Genomic DNA, 16,666 nt, shown 5'->3' on the forward strand with positions numbered 1-16,666 from the left:
ATTTTGTCCTTAGTTCTTAGTCATTCGTCCTCTCTTACAAAGTTCTGTTCGCCGGAAGCCGGCGCACCCTGCGGGAAGCCCTTCGGGTGACGCTCCTAACGTCGCTAACGCTGCGCTAACAGCAGTCGCTCAGGGGGAAACCCCCATCGCCCTTGGCGTCTCCCCTTGGGAGAAGACCGCGCTGCTTCACCGCAGAAACGTCTACAGACTTTGCGCTTTGTTCAGGGCTAAATGACTAATGACTAATGACCAATGACTAATGACTAATTCAATCGTTGCCCTTATTAGAGATGAGAAATGTTTTCTTAAGAGCGAGGTTAACTCGCAGTGCTAGAGCGATCGTAAAAACATTGCTTATAGCGATCGCCACCGTGACATTTTACTTCACCAGCGATCTAGCCCTTCCCCAATCAGCTGCCGCCTATCCCTTTTGGGCACAGCAAACCTATCCTGAAACCCCCCGCGAACCAACTGGGCGGATTGTTTGTGCCAACTGTCACCTAGCAGCCAAGCCTACAGAAGTGGAAGTTCCCCAATCGGTGCTACCTGACACTGTATTCAAAGCTGTAGTGAAAATCCCTTACGATCTGAGCGCCCAGCAAGTTGGTGCCGATGGTTCTAAGGTTGGCTTGAACGTCGGTGCTGTACTGATGCTACCTGAAGGCTTTAAGATTGCCCCTGAAGACCGTCTTTCTGAGGAACTTAAAGAAGAAGTTGGCGACACTCCCTTCCAACCCTACAGCGAAGATAAAGAAAATGTCGTCATCGTCGGGCCTTTACCCGGTGAACAGTATCAGGAAATCGTCTTCCCAGTTCTCTCTCCCAATCCCGCAACCGATAAAAACATCCACTTCGGTAAATATTCAGTTCACTTAGGTGCTAACCGAGGACGCGGACAAGTTTATCCTACTGGCGAAAAGAGCAACAACGCTGTTTACAACGCTTCTGCTACTGGCACAATTACTAAGATTGCCAAAGAAGAAGATGGAGACGGTAACGTTAAATATCTAGTCAACATCCAACCTGAATCTGGTGATGTTGTCGTTGATACGATTCCTTTGGGACCAGAACTGGTTGTTTCCGAAGGGCAAGCAGTTAAGACTGGTGAAGCTTTGACCAACAACCCGAATGTCGGTGGATTCGGTCAACAAGATGCAGAAATCGTATTGCAAGATGCCTCTAGAGTCCAATGGATGATTGCGTTCATCGCTCTTGTAATGTTAGCCCAAGTTATGCTTGTGCTGAAGAAGAAGCAGGTTGAAAAAGTTCAAGCTGCTGAGATGAATTTCTAAATTCTTTGCTAAATCATTGCTGACGAGACAGGCTTATTGCCTGTCTTTTTTAACAAGAGAGACTTTTTACTTGTTAGGCAGAGGATGACACTTGCGAAGTGCTGTATAAACCTAAAATTTACCCAAGCCTAAACATAGGCTTGGGTGTATCTAACAATTATCTTGATTGGAAGTTAACAAAAAATTGTGAATAAGGTTAGTTAGCTAAACAGCACCACTGTTTCTATTAAACAGAATAGCTATAGTTTTGAAAATTAGCTTTAAATCGTACACCAAACTCCAATTTTTTTGATACTGCAAATCCAGGCGAATTACATCTTCAAAACTACGGACTGTAGAACGCCCATTTACTTGCCATTCACCAGTCATGCCGGGTTTAACATCTAAACGCTGCCACTCCGGTACTTCGTAGCGTTCCACTTCATCGGGTGTAGGCGGCCGAGTGCCTACTAAACTCATTTGTCCTTTGAGGACGTTCCAAAATTGCGGTAATTCATCAAGACTAGTTCGCCGTAAAAAGCGCCCTACTTTGGTAATTCTAGGGTCATTATCATTCTTGAAAAAAGCACCTTGCACTTGGTTTTTGACTTGGGATTTCTTCGCTTCTGCATCCACACACATAGAGCGGAATTTCCAAATTTTAAACTGCTTCCCCATCCAACCACAACGGGTTTGGCTGAAGAAAATAGGGCCGGGATCATTAATTTGAATAGCGATCGCAATAGGAATAAACAAAAACCCTGTAATTAATAAACCGACCACAGACCCCACAATGTCTAATAACCGTTTCATCCAAGATGCCACAGAAGGGTGAGTAGTGGGTAACTGCTCTACTTTACGGGAAGTTGTCTTCTGGTTATCTACTAAGTTTTCTTGTTTGATCAGCGACCCATCGCCCACTAGCTCTAAGGGAAAAACCTCATTTAATCCCGTGAGTTTTAGGACTGCCATGACTTGAGGCGTTACATTCCGCAGTGTTAATGTAATACCTTTGGTCTGCGCGTATTTAAAATTACTCACCAGGGCACCTAAACCACTACTATCCATAAAAATAGTTTGGTAAAAGTCAATGATGATTTGTTTAGGATGTGAATTGGATTGGATTAAGCTTTGGCAGGTTTGTTTAAACCCTAAAGCCTCCAGCACGCTCAACCGCTTAGGCATCTGCACTATAGCTGTGTCATTTAGGGAATTAACTGGAAAATCGACCTCTGTCGGTTGGCTTGTCATGAAGCTCTGCACTTTCGTTGCCATGTATAATGTAATCTGCCAAACATTATTTTGTCCTAGAAAATTACCTAACCTAATATTGGAATTAGTAGTAATAAGGACTAATTGCTATTTACCGGGGCTGACATTGGAGATCGCTAGCGACGATTCACAATAGAACAAGAAGCCAAAAAACATCCTTGCTGTTGTGCCGACGCAGCGCGATCGCGTTGCTCTCATCAAATGATTGCTAAAACTACGGTTACACCTACCGCACGCCTAGTTGAGGTCTTTTCTGCCATTCAAGGGGAAGGACTAAATGTAGGGACGCGTCAGATATTTATTCGTTTTGCTTTGTGTGATTTGCGCTGTCACTTTTGTGATAGTGCCCACACTTGGAATGCACCTGCTAGTTGTCGGATAGAGCGATCGCCTGGATTGCGCGATTTTGAAATTCACTCTAACCCTGTCTCTCTACCCATATTAATCGAATGGGTGGAACGACAAAACCTACCTTGTTTACACGATAGCATTAGCTTAACAGGGGGTGAACCACTTCTTCATGCCCCATTTTTAATGCAGTTTCTACCCCAAGTGCGAGCCATAACTGGTCTACCTATATATTTAGAAACTGGCGGACATCGCCCAGAACAACTGGCGATGATTCTCCCCTATTTAGACTCTGTAGGAATGGATTTCAAATTGCCCAGTGTTAGCGGTGAAAGTCATTGGCTAGAACATGCTAAATTTCTCCAATTGTGTCATGACTCATATTTAAATGTTTTTGTCAAGATAATTGTGTCTCAAAACACAGATCCAGCCGAGTTGGAACGTTCAGCTTTGCTAGTGGCAGAGGTTAGTCCAGATATCTCAGTATTTTTACAACCTGTGACGCCTTTAGCAGTATCTGAGCAATTCTGCCCAATACCTATGCTTGTGCCTGCGGCCGATCAAGTTTTGAACTGGCAAGCTTTGATGAAAGGGTTTGTTAAGCACGTGCGTGTGATCCCTCAGACGCATAAAATGCTGAACCAGCTGTAAAAGCTTCTGTAAAATTTGAGTTTGATAAAGATGTAGTCAAGAAAAAAGTAAGATTTTATGAATTGCTCATTGCTGCCGCTAATTAGCAAGGCAGCAGCCCTCCATTAGGCATTCTCGGCCTGAAACTGGGAATGAGGAAAAGAGTGAAGAGCGAGAAATGAGGAGTTTTACTCATCCCACGGCTACGAAAACATGGCTTGTCTAATAACACGCTCTCGCGATCGCGACACTCGTAGACTCGTTAACGCTCCGCTATCGTCTTCTTGAATTGCCGTGGGATTTTGCATTTGTCATTAGTTATTAGTACCAATGACCAATGACCAATGACTAATTACAACCCGCCTTCATCTGGAGTTCTGGATTTAGCTTTAGCCTTATTGGCACTACGTTTGAGAGCAGAGAGCCTGGCTTCGTATCTCGACCGTTGGCGCTTATTAGGAGTATTGTCAATCAGGGTTTTCAAGGCGCTACCTAGACTTTTGTAGGCATTAGGGAGGCTATAACCAAAACGAGTTGCCAAAGCGATCGCTTTCTCATCAGCATTGAGCAATTCTTTTAGTTGCTTTTCTCCATTATTCTTTTGGTACAGTCGCCAGCCTGACACACCACAAAGCGACAAAGCTAACACCAGAAGCAATCCATCTTGTACCCACAATTCGCCTACAGCACCACCTAAACCGATGGCTAGTGCTGCCATTTCCCAACCATCTTTAGGAATCGTGTCATTTTGAACGCGAGCAACTTCATGCCAGAACAGCAGATTACGCTGATCCATTGCGAGGGCATCCCATTTAATCAGGTCAATTTGAATTTCTACCTGGTCTTTACCAATTTCTTCGCAACGAACCAGGGGTGGATTGACCTCAGTTGTGCCTTCAACCATGACCCAGCTCTGTAATTCTGGCGGTAGTAAGCCTTTCAACCGCCGTAGTTCACTCATTTCCGCTTTGGCAGAGGAGGTTGCATAGGATGTCATAATATCCAGCCCCAGAAAATTTCAGTATATAGTGAGGGTATCACTTTGGAGTATAGCGATTTAAGTGATGATCCGTCTCACTCGCTGGGAAAACTTCCTCGCTTTTTTCGCGCTTCCATTGCTTTTTCCAGCAAATCTAGCAATCCTGGAGCTTCTTCTTGGATACTGAGTAACAGTCTTTCCCCAAGCTCTATATTCCCCGGATCAAAACCTGTTGCCATCACTTCTTTCAGGCGAGGTATTGCTATGCTATCCACAATCTGAATTAACCCACTCAGACAACGGTGAAATTGTTTTTCTGTGAGAATCGAGTCTTCTAAAGGAAACTCAATAATGGCACGAATCTCGCCATCAGATGGGTCATACTCCCATTGCAACATTTTGGTTTCCCAAGAGATGGCAAGCATTGTCTGTAGGATAATTCCCTTGTGAGGATGGTCTTGAATTCCTGACAGAACTTGAGGGGCAAATACCCGGAAAAATTTCCCCTCTTCATCCAGTTGGACAACTATTAGGAAATCTTCTACATTATCAGCTTCCACACCTGTTATAATCCGGTCTTCTTGATCATCAAAACGGTAGTCCCAACCAAGGTTGTCTAAATAGTTGGCAATCTGTTTGAGGTTAGCTCCCATAAAAGCCTCATAAGGAACGGTGGAGCAGCTGTTACCAGACCTAGTTTAACCTGCTAGGGGTAGTTGTTTAGGTTGGTGTGGCTACAAGCGATCGCATCAAAGTATGCAATTAAGGAATGGGGCATTGGGCATGAGGCATTGGGCATTGAAGTGAAGATAGAAAAAACAGATTTTCATCCTGGGCTGTGAATGATATTTTCTGGGGTTCTCTTACTTATTATTCAAGAAGTGCTGAACGCGTTTTTATAAATTTTATTCAGTGAAGGATATAAAAATAATTCACTGAAATTTAATACTATCTTCCAGGTTTAATGAATGTATTGCTTATCAAGTATGGTAGCAGTAAATTAAATAAAACTCGGAAGCTTAAGCTAAGTTGAGAAATTTGCACTTACCATCTGAGGCTTTTGAAAGAATAAGTAAAAACTTAAACTAGCGTTTTTCAAAGCAAATAAATATAGCACAAAGACTGGTAGAGTTTTATATTACAAGCAGCAAAAGGTTTTTACTGAATAATTGTAGTGAAAAATACATTTTTTATTGTAGATATCAATGAAGTTTATGCGTAAATCAGCTTTAATCCTGGCGATCGCACCTCTAGTCTTTGCGATCGCTGCTTGTGGTGGAGATTCAGGTCAAATAGCAAATACACCCGGCACTCCAGGCAGTAATCCAGCCCCACCAGCAGATCGAAATCGCTGGGATAGTATTAAAAGTCGTGGTCAGCTAACTTGCGGTGTCAGTGGCGAAGTCCCAGGGTTTAGCTTTGTGGGAACTGATGGTAGATATAGCGGTATAGATGTAGATATCTGTCGCGCGATCGCCGCAGCTTTATTTGACAACCCAGACGCAGTAGAATTTCGCAATCTCAATTCCAAAGAGCGGTTTACAGCTTTGCAAACTGGCGAAGTAGACATTCTCAGCCGCAATACTACCTGGACACTTAGCCGCGATACTTCTGTGGGTCTAGAATTTGCACCTGTGGTCTTTTACGATGGACAAGCCATAATGGTTCGCAAAAATAGCAACATTAAGTCCCTGGTAGACCTTAAAAATAAACCCATCTGTGTTCAAACTGGTACTACTACCGAACAGAACTTAGCAGATCAAATGCGGAAACGGAGCGTTGCATACAAACCCGTTGTCTTTGAAGACGTTAATGTTACCTTTGCTACCTATGCTCAAGGGCGTTGCGATGGTATTACAGCTGATCGTTCGGCATTGGTTTCTCGGCGCACGACTCTACCCCAACCAGAAGATAATGTGATTCTTGAGGAAGTGATTTCTTCAGAACCCCTTGCGCCAGCAGTTGCCAAAGGGGATGCTAGGTGGGGTGATGCTGTTAAATGGGTGGTTTATTCCCTGGTAAAAGCTGAAGAGTTGGGTATTACTTCCCAGAATGTAGGTCAGTTTGCTGCTGGTAATGACCCAGATATTAAGCGTTTTTTAGGAACCGAAGGCAACCTTGGTGAAGGACTAGGCTTAACTAACGACTTCGCAGCTAGAGTAATTAAGCACGTTGGTAACTACGCCGAAATTTACGATCGCAACCTCGGCCCTAAGACAAAACTCAATCTACCTCGTGGTCAAAATCAACTCTGGAACAAAGGCGGACTGCTTTATTCTCCACCATTCCGGTAGGGAGCTAAGAGTTAGGAGTTAGGAGTTATTATTCTCCCTATGGCTCTTGTACTCAATGACAAATGACAAATGACAAATTCAAAACCAGCTTTATGGCGTGATGTCCGTTTTTGGCGCATTGCTTTACAATTCATTGCCGTATTGTTAGCAGTAATTGTAGTAGTAATACTGTTGGGCAATCTCAATCGTAATTTGCAGCGATTAGGTATTCCGTTTGGCTTTGATTTTTTTAAGCAACAAGCATCTTTTGATATTGGCGAGACGCTAATTCCCTATAAACCCACTGACCCCTATACTCATGCTTTATGGGTGGGATTAATTAACTCCTTGCGGGTAGCGCTTGTGGGAATTTTGCTCACAACAATTGTAGGAGTAAGTGCTGGGGTTGCCCGACTTTCTGACAACTGGCTAGTGCGGAATATCACGATGGTTTACGTAGAGATTTTCCGCAATACACCCTTACTGCTGCAATTGCTGTTTTGGTACTTTGCTGTTTTCCTCAATTTCCCCAAAACAGAAAATAAAATATCCCTTTGGGGTTTTATTAGCGTTAGTCAAAATGGCTTAGAACTCCCTTGGTTTACCTTATCCCCAGAGTTTTCAGCTTTGCTGTTGGGATTAACGTTTTATACGGGTGCATTTATCGCTGAGATTGTCCGAGGTGGGATTCAATCAGTAGCTAGGGGACAATGGGAAGCAGCGCGATCGCTAGGATTAAAACCAGGGTTAGTTATGCGGCTGGTAGTATTCCCTCAAGCTTTGCAGGTAATAATACCATCATTGACGAGCCAGTATCTTAATTTGACGAAAAATACCAGTTTAGCGATCGCGATCGGCTACCCTGATATTTATTTTGTCGCCTCTACCACCTATAACCAAACTGGGAAAGCCGTAGAAGTGATATTACTGATTATACTCACCTATCTCACCCTGAGTTTAACCATCTCTATAGTTATGAATTTCTTCAATCGTAGCGTACAAATTAAAGAGAGATAATACAATTTTAGATTTTAAATTTTAAATTGTGTACTCCTACCAAAAGCAAGGTATGTGTAAGTCCTGATAGAGAAATATTTATTGATAATTGCTTTTTGTTTCCTATCTGTCGCAATCATCTTTGTAAGTTACGTGTAACAAAGATATGGGGAGAACAAATCATTAAGATGACAAACAATCCAAAATCCAAAATTGTTCTGAACGTAGCTGAAGTCCAAAATCCAAAATTGTTGCGGTTGCGTAAAAATCTGTTTAATACTTGGTACAACAGCTTATTAACTGTTGTCTGTTTTATCTTGTTGTTTTGGGTAGTGCGAGGAATTGTAACTTGGGCAACTACTCAAGCACAATGGGCGGTAATTCAGGTTAATTTACCTTTATTTTTAGTTGGTAGGTTTCCTCAAACGCTATATTGGCGAATTTTGATTGTGCTGGCGATCGCTTCAAGTTTAGGCGCTATAACTGTAGGTATATTTTTTGGTAAACAACAGTTGACTCAGCGTAAAATTTATTTTTTTACTTTTATAACTGGCGTTTTATTAATTTTTTTACCGCTAGCCTTTACAGCCCGCCTCTGGTTACTATTAATTGCAGTTTTGCTAGTTGCAGGTTTTTGGTTTGGAGGAAAGTTTACTAACTTAATAACTCCTTGGCTTTCTCTATTATGGTTAGTGTCTTTCCCCGTTATTCTTTGGCTACTCGGCGGTGGATTTGGATTACAACCTGTATCTACAAATTTATGGAATGGTTTGCTACTTACCCTACTGATGGCAGCAACCAGTATTGTACTTTCCTTTCCCATTGGGGTTTTACTAGCTTTAGGGCGTACAAGCAGTTTACCCGCAGTCCGTTGGTTTTCCATCCTGTACATTGAAATCGTCAGGGGAGTACCACTGATTGGGATTTTGTTCCTCGCTCAGATAATGCTGCCATTATTTATATCAGCAGATGTGCGTTTAGATCGGGTACTACGAGCAATTGCTGGATTAGTTTTATTTAGTGCTGCATACATGGCAGAAAACGTGCGCGGTGGACTCCAATCAGTTCCTCGCGGGCAAATTGAAGCCGCAAAAGCGCTAGGATTAAATACAGCCTTCGTAGTTTTGTTTATCATCTTACCTCAAGCCTTACGTACTGTTATTCCTGCGATCGTTGGTCAGTTTATCGGCTTATTTAAAGATACTTCACTATTATCTTTGGTGGGATTAGTAGAGTTAACAGGTATTGCCCGTTCCATATTGGCACAACCACAGTTTCTTGATCGCTATACAGAAGTTTATCTATTTATTGGATTCATTTATTGGATATTTTGTTACTCAATGTCGTTGGCTTCTCGGCGATTAGAGAGACAGTTGAATAATTAGTCATTGGTCATTATAAAAATAATATTCATTATTTGGACTTTAAATATTATGTCAGAGGTACAGTCAATAATTGTTGCTGAAGATGTTCACAAGTGGTATGGTAAATTCCACGTTCTTCAGGGTGTGAGCTTAACAGTTAATCGTGGAGAAGTAGTAGTTTTGATGGGCCCATCTGGTTCAGGTAAATCTACCTTTATCCGCACATTTAATGCTTTAGAAGAATACCAACAGGGAAAAATTGAAATCGACGGCATTACCCTCAGCCATGATTTGCGAAATATTGAAACGATTCGCAAAGAAGTGGGAATGGTATTTCAGCAATTTAATTTATTTCCTCATCTCACAGTCTTGCAAAATATTACTTTGGCCCCAATTTGGGTACGGCGATCGCCAAAGGCAAAAGCCGAAGAATTAGCAATGCAACTATTAGAAAGAGTAGGAATTTTAGAACAAGCGCAGAAATATCCAGGACAGTTATCTGGTGGACAACAACAACGGGTAGCGATCGCTCGTGCTTTAGCCATGCAACCTAAAATTATGCTGTTTGACGAACCAACCTCAGCCTTAGATCCAGAAATGGTACGAGAAGTTTTGGATGTAATGCGAAATCTCGCCCGTGATGGGATGACAATGGTAGTCGTTACCCACGAAGTAGGATTTGCCCGTGAAGTCGCCGATCGAGTTATCTTAATGGATAGCGGTTCCCTCGTCGAGTCAGCCACCCCTGACGCATTTTTCAGCCACCCCAAAGAAGAAAGAACACGCAAGTTTTTGTCGCAAATTCTCTAAAACCTCTGCGCTACCTTTGACCCCTGTTTTACGCAAGTTTTTGCAAGTTGCGAGAAGTGTCTGTGGTTAACTAATTAGCTATCTCCACGCCATATAAAGAGAATTTGTTCATCAGCTTGCCTAAACTCAATACTAAACTTATCAAATACAACTTCTTTTCCTAGAAGTAATTGCTCTCCACCTGTATTAGTTTGTAACCATGCCACAGCAGCAATAAAACTGTGTTCATCAATTGTCATTTCAACATTACGTAAAACATACTCAACTCTTCCGCCAATAGTTTCTGCTAATAATTTTGATTCTGCATCAGCCAAAGCATAGCCTAAATCTTGACCGACTTTGAAGGAAATTAAACTTAATTCAGCACCAGAGTCCACTAACATAGTTGTGGACATTTCTATATCTCTATGCTTCAGTTTTACATGATAATTTGGTTGCCAATCATGTCGAGCAATTGTACGAAAGCGAATTGGTAAAATCTCAATAGAAGCAGTGCGACGCGGAACTAAGTAAATTGCAAATATTTGCTTTGATGCTTCTGCTAATTCTAGAACTTCACGCAAACTTTCACTGTGAGCTATTAAACCATTAGCATTGTAAGCAACATATTGATTTTTATATAAATCTAATAACATTTGGCGATTCTGGTTTAGCCACTTCAGCATTTGCTTACTTTCATCGGAAGAGGGTGTTTTATTCATAGATTTTGGTGATAATTTCAGCCATTTTTTACCCGCTTGCCTTTTACTTATGATTGTATCTGCGATCGCTCTGCATCTTCTGGTTAAAAAGTGCGTAGGCGTAGCCCGTCATAAACATCGTATTACGCAAACTACAAATCAATTTGGGAATACTGAGTAAAGCGCAGGTATTTGCTGTGCAGAATCGAAGCGACTAGCTACCAGACATCACGCTGCTGAAATTTTAGCTACTAGGAGAAAATTATGAGTTTACCAGTGACAGTAACCTTTATGCTTGCTGATTGGATTGCCAAAGGATTGGCAAAATAATGAACAAAATCCTTTTCTTCTTGTTTTAAATTTTTGAAGGTAGTTTGATGATGCCAATTGCGTTGATACAATTGAACAATTTCTTTCTTACTCATTTGATATACATTTTTTAGCTGCCAACCAATAGACTCTAGAAATGGTAGCTTTTGTGGATTTAGCTTAAGCATAATTAACTTTAATGGTTAAATTTTCTCTAAGTTATAATTTAGCGATATCCACCTAATTGGAACTATTTTTAAGCGATCTTCCCTTGCGCCTTTGTGAGACAAAAAAGGCGAACTTTTTGGGTTCGCCTTAATTATATGCTGTTGCTCAATCCAAACCCAAATTTAAATCTTCGCTTCTTCTCTCACCAACTTATCCCAACCCAAATCTTTCAAATTATTATTCCGACGCAACGGACGAGTCACCAACTCTAACATGTCACGCGCATTTGTAAAGCCGTGAATTTGAGCAAAAGTGAACTCCACCGACCACTTTGTATTAATACCGCGTGCTTCCAACGGATTAGCGTGAGCCATACCAGTAATTACCAAGTCTGGTTTCAACTCATAAATACGCTGAAGTTGATTGTAATTATCTGGCTTCTCTACAATCCTTGGCAGGGGTGAATTCATTTCTTGGCAAGTTTTCTCCAGCAATGCCAACTCAGCAGCTTGATAGCGCTTATCCATGTAGGGAATGCCGATTTCATGAACAGTCATCCCACAACGGATTAAGAATCTTGCTTGGGAGATTTCCAGCAAGTTATCACCCATGAAGAATACAGATTTACCACGAATTAGTTTCACGTAATCTTCCAAGCCTGCCCAAATTTGGGCTTCCCGTTCATCCAAACCCTTGGGAGTAATACCGAACACCGAGCAGATTTTCTCAATCCAAGCGCGGGTACCATCGGGGCCAATGGGGAAGGGTGCGCCAATAAGTTTACATTTACGGCGGCGCATTAAGGTGGTAGCTGTGCGGCTGAGGAAGGGGTTGACACCAGCGACGTAATACCCTTCTTCCAGTACTGGCAGTTCTGTGAAGCGCTTCGCGGGTAGCCAGCCGGAAACTTTGATGCCTTGTTTCTTCAGTTCCAAGGTTAACTGAGTAACTACGGGGTCGGGAAGAGAGCCAAAGAGAACTAAGGGTGGATGATCCACGTACTCAGATTCATCTTGGGCGACATCTTCTTTCTTTTTACCGAAGTTGAGCAATTTAGCGATCGCATTGCGTTCACTTTTTTCTGTTTCCGCCACAGGAGCCTTATCAGGACAACGGTTAGCCATTGCTGCTAAAACAGTGTCTTCCCCTTGGGTGAACGCGTAATCTAGACCATTTGCCCGCGCTACTACGATGGGAATACCAATTTCAGATTCTAGCTTCGGTGCCAAACCTTCCAAATCTGTTTTGATAATTTCAGTGGTGCAAGTGCCAATCCAGACAATTACACTAGGATTGCGATCGCGTTTAATTTGCAAGCACAACCGCTTTAACTCTTCATAATCACTCAGTTGTGCCGAAATATCGCCCTCTTCCAACTCTGCCATTGCATAGCGGGGTTCAGCAAAAATCATCACCCCCATCGCATTTTGCAGGAAGTAGCCACAAGTTTTTGTCCCAATCACCAAAAAGAAGCTATCTTCAATTTTTTGGTATAACCACGCCACGCAGCTAATTGGGCAAAAGGTATGGTAATTTCCAGTTTCACATTCAAAGCTTAAAGCTTCTGGTTGTTGAGCGACAGTCATTTTGGTTTTTTCTCCCCTTGATATTTAATGGCAAGTCAACCAATTTTAGATTTTAGATTGATAATTTTGGATTGAAGACTGGGACAACAAAAGTATCCTTTGTCTAACGACAATTTCCCTAATTCCTAATCCAAAATCCCAAATTTAAACCTTAAAATTGCGAGGAACGGCAATAATTAAGCATTGGGGAAGAGACGGGCAATTTCTGATTCATCAAAAACGCCTGCTGGCAGTTCTTCCCCCAAAAAATCGTTATTTTCTTCAGCTTTTTGCAAAGCTGTTTCATCGCCCCAGACATCTGATAACACGTCTTTAAACGCATTCTCATCTAGTGGACTATCTTCAAGTCCCTCGTCTTCATCCAGCTTTATTTCCATTACAGCTGTTACATCTGTATCGAAGGCAATTTCCCCAAACTCATCTGCTTCTAAACTAGAGGTTTCAAGAGACTCATCTTTTAAGGTGTGTCCGTTGGATAAGGAAATATCGCCAAAGTCATTTTCGGTTTCCTCCAACTCGCTGATTTCCAGCCTTGGATCGTCAGAATCCACTATTGTGAACTCCTGAACTACCGCCACCGCTGCAAAGCCATTTGTATGAGGATAGGCCAATGTTTCTTCTTCAGGCTTTTCGTCGATGACAGCTGCTGCTTCTTCTACGAATCTCTCTACTTCTGGGTTGCCAACAAAGCGATTACCGAGAACTAAATCTGGGTCAAAATGCAAATCTAGCACTTCAATCAAGGTATCGGCATCAGGATTGAGTTTGGCAAAGGGCAACATTAACTGCGCTAGTTTTGGCTCTAGGGCGTTAAGAACTCCCAGGATGAGGTAAGAAGGTGGTCGCTTCCCGCCATCAGGGGTGTACACTGATTCCACTTGCATATGCAGGGTAATCCAGTCTCGATTGTTCTGGAAAAATTGCAACCACTTTTGCTTTATTGAATCTGTAAAGCTGTGAAAGAAAGCCATATTATTGTCCCCCATCCTGAGAACTTGGTGATTTATACAATCATCAAGTCTAGTTCCTCTTCTGAATTAGGAACCTGGGGTTTACCCGGATTTAGATAAAAATCGGATAACAAAGAGAACAACTCACGATCTGGTGTGTCATTAGGCACAACACCTTCAGGACGCGCCAGAATTTGGTCAGCGATGTTGAGATAGTAGTCGCAAACGTAGTCTAGGGAAGGATCTTGCTCTGCCATCTCAAACAAAGTTTTACCCTTCACACGCGAAACACGGATATCTTCAATTAAAGGTAAAACTTCTAGAACTGGCATTGGCACAGTTTCTATATATTTTTCAATCAAGTCGCGCTTGGAGGTGCGATTGCCAATCAACCCAGCTAGACGCAGTGGGTGAGTTCGTGCTTTTTCGCGGACTGAAGCAGCAATTCGATTAGCGGCAAACAAAGCATCAAAGCCGTTGTCTGTAACAATCAGGCAGTAATCTGCATAGTTTAGTGGTGCTGCAAAACCACCGCAAACTACGTCACCCAAAACGTCAAACAGAATTACATCGTATTCATCAAAGGCATTGAGTTCTTTAAGTAATTTTACGGTTTCACCGACTACGTATCCACCGCATCCAGCACCTGCAGGTGGCCCACCAGCTTCTACGCAATCAACACCGCCGTAGCCTTTATAAATTACATCTTCTGGCCAGACATCTTCGTAGTGATAATCCTTTTCTTGGAGGGTATCGATAATTGTCGGAATCAAAAACCCAGTCAGGGTAAAGGTACTGTCATGTTTGGGGTCGCAACCAATTTGCAGCACTTTTTTGCCACGTTTAGCTAGGGCGACTGATATGTTACAGCTAGTTGTGGATTTACCGATACCACCTTTTCCGTAGACTGCTAGTTTCACTTTTATTTGCCTCTTATAGCTTTTTGTCAAACTTGTGGCTCAAACATTTGCCTTCACCTTTCCTGAGACGGCGATGCGTGAGGTCTGTGAATGTCATTATTGGGCAAATTACATAGAAAAGAAAGTGGCTCTTAATTTGGAAAACGGTCTTATCCGATGAATTAAGTCAAAATCGAATATATTTGGGATTTTATACCTCTTGAAGACTTTATTAGCTCTAAAAAGCATAAATAAACAATTTTTATTACTTATTTTTATAAAAATAGTTACAAAATACAAAAACATGAAATCGGCTTTTTTGAATGCTTTTCATAGAATTAGCTGGTGGTTGCACAACGTGTTTTCAAGGCATTGGGGCGCAGGGTTAAGGGGAAAGAGAGGTATATGCAGCCCTATGCTGGAAATACTACTGGAATTTGCGTTAGCGTAGCTCACCGTACCACTTCCCTGCGGGACGCTACGCGAACGTGGAAGCAAGCTACGCGTAGCGTCTCGTAGAGAAGGTATCGCAGAAAAATTGCCAGTTTTCAGTCTGTAGTTACAACCATTTAATTGCTGCTTGAGAGTAAGTTAGTCTGGTTTTGTAAAAAATTATTAATTTGCCAAATATTTTCCAAGAGCCAAGGGAATAGATAGAGCCTGCGGCACGCTACGCGTAGCTTGCTTCTCCGTAGGAGTACGCGGTTACACAAAGCAAAGCCCACCTCCGTGGGCTAAGAGAACAATTTTAGAGTATGCGTAAGTCTAAAATTTATTTCAGTCGTGCTATTTAAGATAATTAGGACACCTCAGTTTCAAGCCCGTGGATTTCCTGTAATGTTTGCCAGCCAGCTTGCCACTGGGAGCTATCTTGTAATAATTTGGCATTTATCCAAAAACGGACTTTCGGATCGCAAGCAGAAACCATTTCGGCATAAACCCACTTAGCCTGATTTTTACGGTTAACAACTTGGAAGTGTCGCCAGCCATCGACTTTTTTCTGTGCAGTCCACTTAGAACCAACTAGGTAAGGAAATTTCTGTTTTTTAGTCATTTGTTATTAGTCATTTGTCATTTGTCATTAGGTATTGGGAAAACACTTTCTTTATCGCCAGTCCCCAATACCTAAATTAAGATGTCACCAAATCGCCGTTACGGGTAAACTTCTGGCAATGCAACTCACTATCTTGCTGGACACATAGCGAAAACCATCTGATATGACTCCAGCAAGTATTGATGTTGTTGGTAATTTTGCGTTTTTTCTTGGAAAGGCGTTGTCTTACAACTTCATTAGGGCAAAGAATTTCTAACGTACCCGTACCATCTTCGTAATTGACGATACGAAATAGACAATCTTGCAACATCGCACGGCTGCTACTGTCAAAGAAGCCCTTAAATCGCTGTAGCTTTTCCCCTTCAGTCATTTGGCTGATGGGTTTTATTTTCAAGAAATCTTCATCCTCAAAGTCAAAGTCATCATCTTCAAAGTCGTAGGGGTCAATCATTTTCAGCATCCACTAGGCGACCTGAGATTATGTTAACTCTGTGTGGGGCAGGAGGAGAATGGTAGAGGCATAATTTGAGGCAAAGGATTTCAAACTAGAAGCATAACAACACTTGCAATCTTGCCAATCTTTAATGCTGATGGTGAAAAAACTTATCGTGCCTGTGAAACAATACGTTCTTATCAAATACCCTAAATTTATTTATGCGGGATTATCTTTTTACTCTTTACTTTTTAAGCTATAGCAGTTCTGTACTTAGTGAGGTAGGTTTTCAAAGGTACTAACCTTGGTAAAAAAGATTTGGTGTAACTTGCTGCTTAGGAAATGCTATAAGTTATTTAAATATTAAACATAACAAGCTAACTTTATAGATTTTATAAACAAATATAAATAAGTGCTACAATACTTATTACAAGTACTGGATCATACATAAAGCATACATAAAATTTGAACTTGCCGCAGTACTACAGCTACTAGATATAGAAAAAGTTTCTATGACATTAAATATAAAATCATAAAATATACTTTATTGCGTCAGATTATACCGAGAATAATACAATCACAGCATATTGGCTAAAAATGCTTTAAATGAAATCATTAGTATTTAAAAATAGCAAAAATAGCTA

Annotated in this window: 16 protein-coding genes; 6 read left to right on the plus strand and 10 right to left on the minus strand. The window is 41.6% G+C overall.

Features of this window, described 5'->3' with window-relative positions; translation table 11 throughout:
• The first annotated feature begins 290 nt into the window (after positions 1-290).
• Complete coding sequence (gene petA / locus H6G26_RS08670; protein ID WP_190728865.1) at positions 291-1,292, plus strand: cytochrome f; 1,002 nt, start codon at positions 291-293, stop codon at positions 1,290-1,292.
• Positions 1,293-1,496: 204 nt separating this feature from the next.
• Here the strand turns inward: petA and H6G26_RS08675 are convergent, their stop codons facing one another.
• A complete protein-coding gene (locus H6G26_RS08675) occupies positions 1,497-2,546 on the minus strand; it encodes a sugar transferase (RefSeq protein WP_190728866.1) in 1,050 nt (349 codons plus the stop codon).
• Between the two features lie 198 nt (positions 2,547-2,744).
• Here H6G26_RS08675 and H6G26_RS08680 point away from each other — a divergent pair, with 198 nt between their 5' ends.
• Entirely contained in the window at positions 2,745-3,542 is a 798-nt protein-coding gene (locus H6G26_RS08680) for a 7-carboxy-7-deazaguanine synthase QueE (protein WP_190728867.1), read from the plus strand.
• Between the two features lie 331 nt (positions 3,543-3,873).
• Here H6G26_RS08680 and H6G26_RS08685 read toward each other — a convergent pair whose 3' ends face one another.
• The gene (locus H6G26_RS08685; RefSeq protein WP_190728868.1) at positions 3,874-4,518 is read right to left on the minus strand and encodes a DUF3318 domain-containing protein; all 645 of its coding nucleotides are present in this window, start codon (positions 4,516-4,518) and stop codon (positions 3,874-3,876) included.
• A 77-nt stretch (positions 4,519-4,595) separates the two neighbouring features.
• Positions 4,596-5,153 carry a hypothetical protein gene (locus H6G26_RS08690; RefSeq protein ID WP_190728869.1) on the minus strand — a complete coding sequence of 186 codons (558 nt, stop codon included), beginning with the start codon at positions 5,151-5,153 and terminating at the stop codon, positions 4,596-4,598.
• A 561-nt stretch (positions 5,154-5,714) separates the two neighbouring features.
• Here H6G26_RS08690 and H6G26_RS08695 point away from each other — a divergent pair.
• The 4 genes from H6G26_RS08695 to H6G26_RS08710 all read left to right on the plus strand — a co-directional run bounded on the left by H6G26_RS08695 (position 5,715) and on the right by H6G26_RS08710 (position 9,943).
• Positions 5,715-6,794: an amino acid ABC transporter substrate-binding protein gene (locus tag H6G26_RS08695; RefSeq protein WP_190728870.1), complete on the plus strand. Its 1,080-nt coding sequence runs from the start codon at positions 5,715-5,717 to the stop codon at positions 6,792-6,794.
• A 69-nt stretch (positions 6,795-6,863) separates the two neighbouring features.
• The gene (locus tag H6G26_RS08700; protein WP_190728871.1) at positions 6,864-7,790 is read left to right on the plus strand and encodes an ABC transporter permease subunit; all 927 of its coding nucleotides are present in this window, start codon (positions 6,864-6,866) and stop codon (positions 7,788-7,790) included.
• A 167-nt stretch (positions 7,791-7,957) separates the two neighbouring features.
• Complete coding sequence (locus tag H6G26_RS08705; RefSeq protein ID WP_190728872.1) at positions 7,958-9,154, plus strand: amino acid ABC transporter permease; 1,197 nt, start codon at positions 7,958-7,960, stop codon at positions 9,152-9,154.
• Between the two features lie 48 nt (positions 9,155-9,202).
• Complete coding sequence (locus tag H6G26_RS08710) at positions 9,203-9,943, plus strand: amino acid ABC transporter ATP-binding protein (RefSeq protein ID WP_190728873.1); 741 nt, start codon at positions 9,203-9,205, stop codon at positions 9,941-9,943.
• 74 nt (positions 9,944-10,017) lie between these two features.
• Here H6G26_RS08710 and H6G26_RS08715 read toward each other — a convergent pair whose 3' ends face one another.
• The 7 genes from H6G26_RS08715 to H6G26_RS08745 all read right to left on the minus strand — a co-directional run bounded on the left by H6G26_RS08715 (position 10,018) and on the right by H6G26_RS08745 (position 16,040).
• Positions 10,018-10,644, minus strand: coding sequence for a retropepsin-like domain-containing protein (locus H6G26_RS08715; RefSeq protein ID WP_190728874.1), 627 nt, complete (start codon positions 10,642-10,644; stop codon positions 10,018-10,020).
• 230 nt (positions 10,645-10,874) lie between these two features.
• Positions 10,875-11,120: a hypothetical protein gene (locus H6G26_RS08720; protein ID WP_199326722.1), complete on the minus strand. Its 246-nt coding sequence runs from the start codon at positions 11,118-11,120 to the stop codon at positions 10,875-10,877.
• Positions 11,121-11,282: 162 nt separating this feature from the next.
• Positions 11,283-12,686 carry a ferredoxin:protochlorophyllide reductase (ATP-dependent) subunit N gene (locus H6G26_RS08725; RefSeq protein WP_163939065.1) on the minus strand — a complete coding sequence of 468 codons (1,404 nt, stop codon included), beginning with the start codon at positions 12,684-12,686 and terminating at the stop codon, positions 11,283-11,285.
• Between the two features lie 176 nt (positions 12,687-12,862).
• Positions 12,863-13,657, minus strand: a complete 795-nt coding sequence (locus H6G26_RS08730; protein WP_190728875.1) for a DUF5331 domain-containing protein — start codon at positions 13,655-13,657, stop codon at positions 12,863-12,865.
• 32 nt (positions 13,658-13,689) lie between these two features.
• Positions 13,690-14,556: a ferredoxin:protochlorophyllide reductase (ATP-dependent) iron-sulfur ATP-binding protein gene (gene bchL, locus H6G26_RS08735; protein WP_190728876.1), complete on the minus strand. Its 867-nt coding sequence runs from the start codon at positions 14,554-14,556 to the stop codon at positions 13,690-13,692.
• A 778-nt stretch (positions 14,557-15,334) separates the two neighbouring features.
• A complete protein-coding gene (locus tag H6G26_RS08740) occupies positions 15,335-15,589 on the minus strand; it encodes a TIGR02450 family Trp-rich protein (RefSeq protein WP_190728877.1) in 255 nt (84 codons plus the stop codon).
• A gap of 76 nt (positions 15,590-15,665) precedes the next feature.
• Positions 15,666-16,040 carry a hypothetical protein gene (locus H6G26_RS08745; protein WP_190728878.1) on the minus strand — a complete coding sequence of 125 codons (375 nt, stop codon included), beginning with the start codon at positions 16,038-16,040 and terminating at the stop codon, positions 15,666-15,668.
• Positions 16,041-16,666: the final 626 nt, after the last annotated feature.

Origin of the sequence: Nostoc sp. FACHB-888 (genome assembly GCF_014696655.1) — a bacterium.
Classification (GTDB): domain Bacteria; phylum Cyanobacteriota; class Cyanobacteriia; order Cyanobacteriales; family Nostocaceae; genus Nostoc.

Excerpts from the sequence above, each read along its gene's own strand:
- petA (WP_190728865.1), top strand. The coding sequence starts at position 291 with ATGAGAAATGTTTTCTTAAGAGCGAGGTTAACTCGCAGTGCTAGAGCG.
- H6G26_RS08675 (WP_190728866.1), bottom strand. The coding sequence starts at position 2,546 with ATGGCAACGAAAGTGCAGAGCTTCATGACAAGCCAACCGACAGAGGTC.
- H6G26_RS08680 (WP_190728867.1), top strand. The coding sequence starts at position 2,745 with ATGATTGCTAAAACTACGGTTACACCTACCGCACGCCTAGTTGAGGTC.
- H6G26_RS08685 (WP_190728868.1), bottom strand. The coding sequence starts at position 4,518 with ATGACATCCTATGCAACCTCCTCTGCCAAAGCGGAAATGAGTGAACTA.
- H6G26_RS08690 (WP_190728869.1), bottom strand. The coding sequence starts at position 5,153 with ATGGGAGCTAACCTCAAACAGATTGCCAACTATTTAGACAACCTTGGT.
- H6G26_RS08695 (WP_190728870.1), top strand. The coding sequence starts at position 5,715 with ATGCGTAAATCAGCTTTAATCCTGGCGATCGCACCTCTAGTCTTTGCG.
- H6G26_RS08700 (WP_190728871.1), top strand. The coding sequence starts at position 6,864 with ATGACAAATTCAAAACCAGCTTTATGGCGTGATGTCCGTTTTTGGCGC.
- H6G26_RS08705 (WP_190728872.1), top strand. The coding sequence starts at position 7,958 with ATGACAAACAATCCAAAATCCAAAATTGTTCTGAACGTAGCTGAAGTC.
- H6G26_RS08710 (WP_190728873.1), top strand. The coding sequence starts at position 9,203 with ATGTCAGAGGTACAGTCAATAATTGTTGCTGAAGATGTTCACAAGTGG.
- H6G26_RS08715 (WP_190728874.1), bottom strand. The coding sequence starts at position 10,644 with ATGAATAAAACACCCTCTTCCGATGAAAGTAAGCAAATGCTGAAGTGG.
- H6G26_RS08720 (WP_199326722.1), bottom strand. The coding sequence starts at position 11,120 with ATGCTTAAGCTAAATCCACAAAAGCTACCATTTCTAGAGTCTATTGGT.
- H6G26_RS08725 (WP_163939065.1), bottom strand. The coding sequence starts at position 12,686 with ATGACTGTCGCTCAACAACCAGAAGCTTTAAGCTTTGAATGTGAAACT.
- H6G26_RS08730 (WP_190728875.1), bottom strand. The coding sequence starts at position 13,657 with ATGGCTTTCTTTCACAGCTTTACAGATTCAATAAAGCAAAAGTGGTTG.
- H6G26_RS08740 (WP_190728877.1), bottom strand. The coding sequence starts at position 15,589 with ATGACTAAAAAACAGAAATTTCCTTACCTAGTTGGTTCTAAGTGGACT.
- H6G26_RS08745 (WP_190728878.1), bottom strand. The coding sequence starts at position 16,040 with ATGATTGACCCCTACGACTTTGAAGATGATGACTTTGACTTTGAGGAT.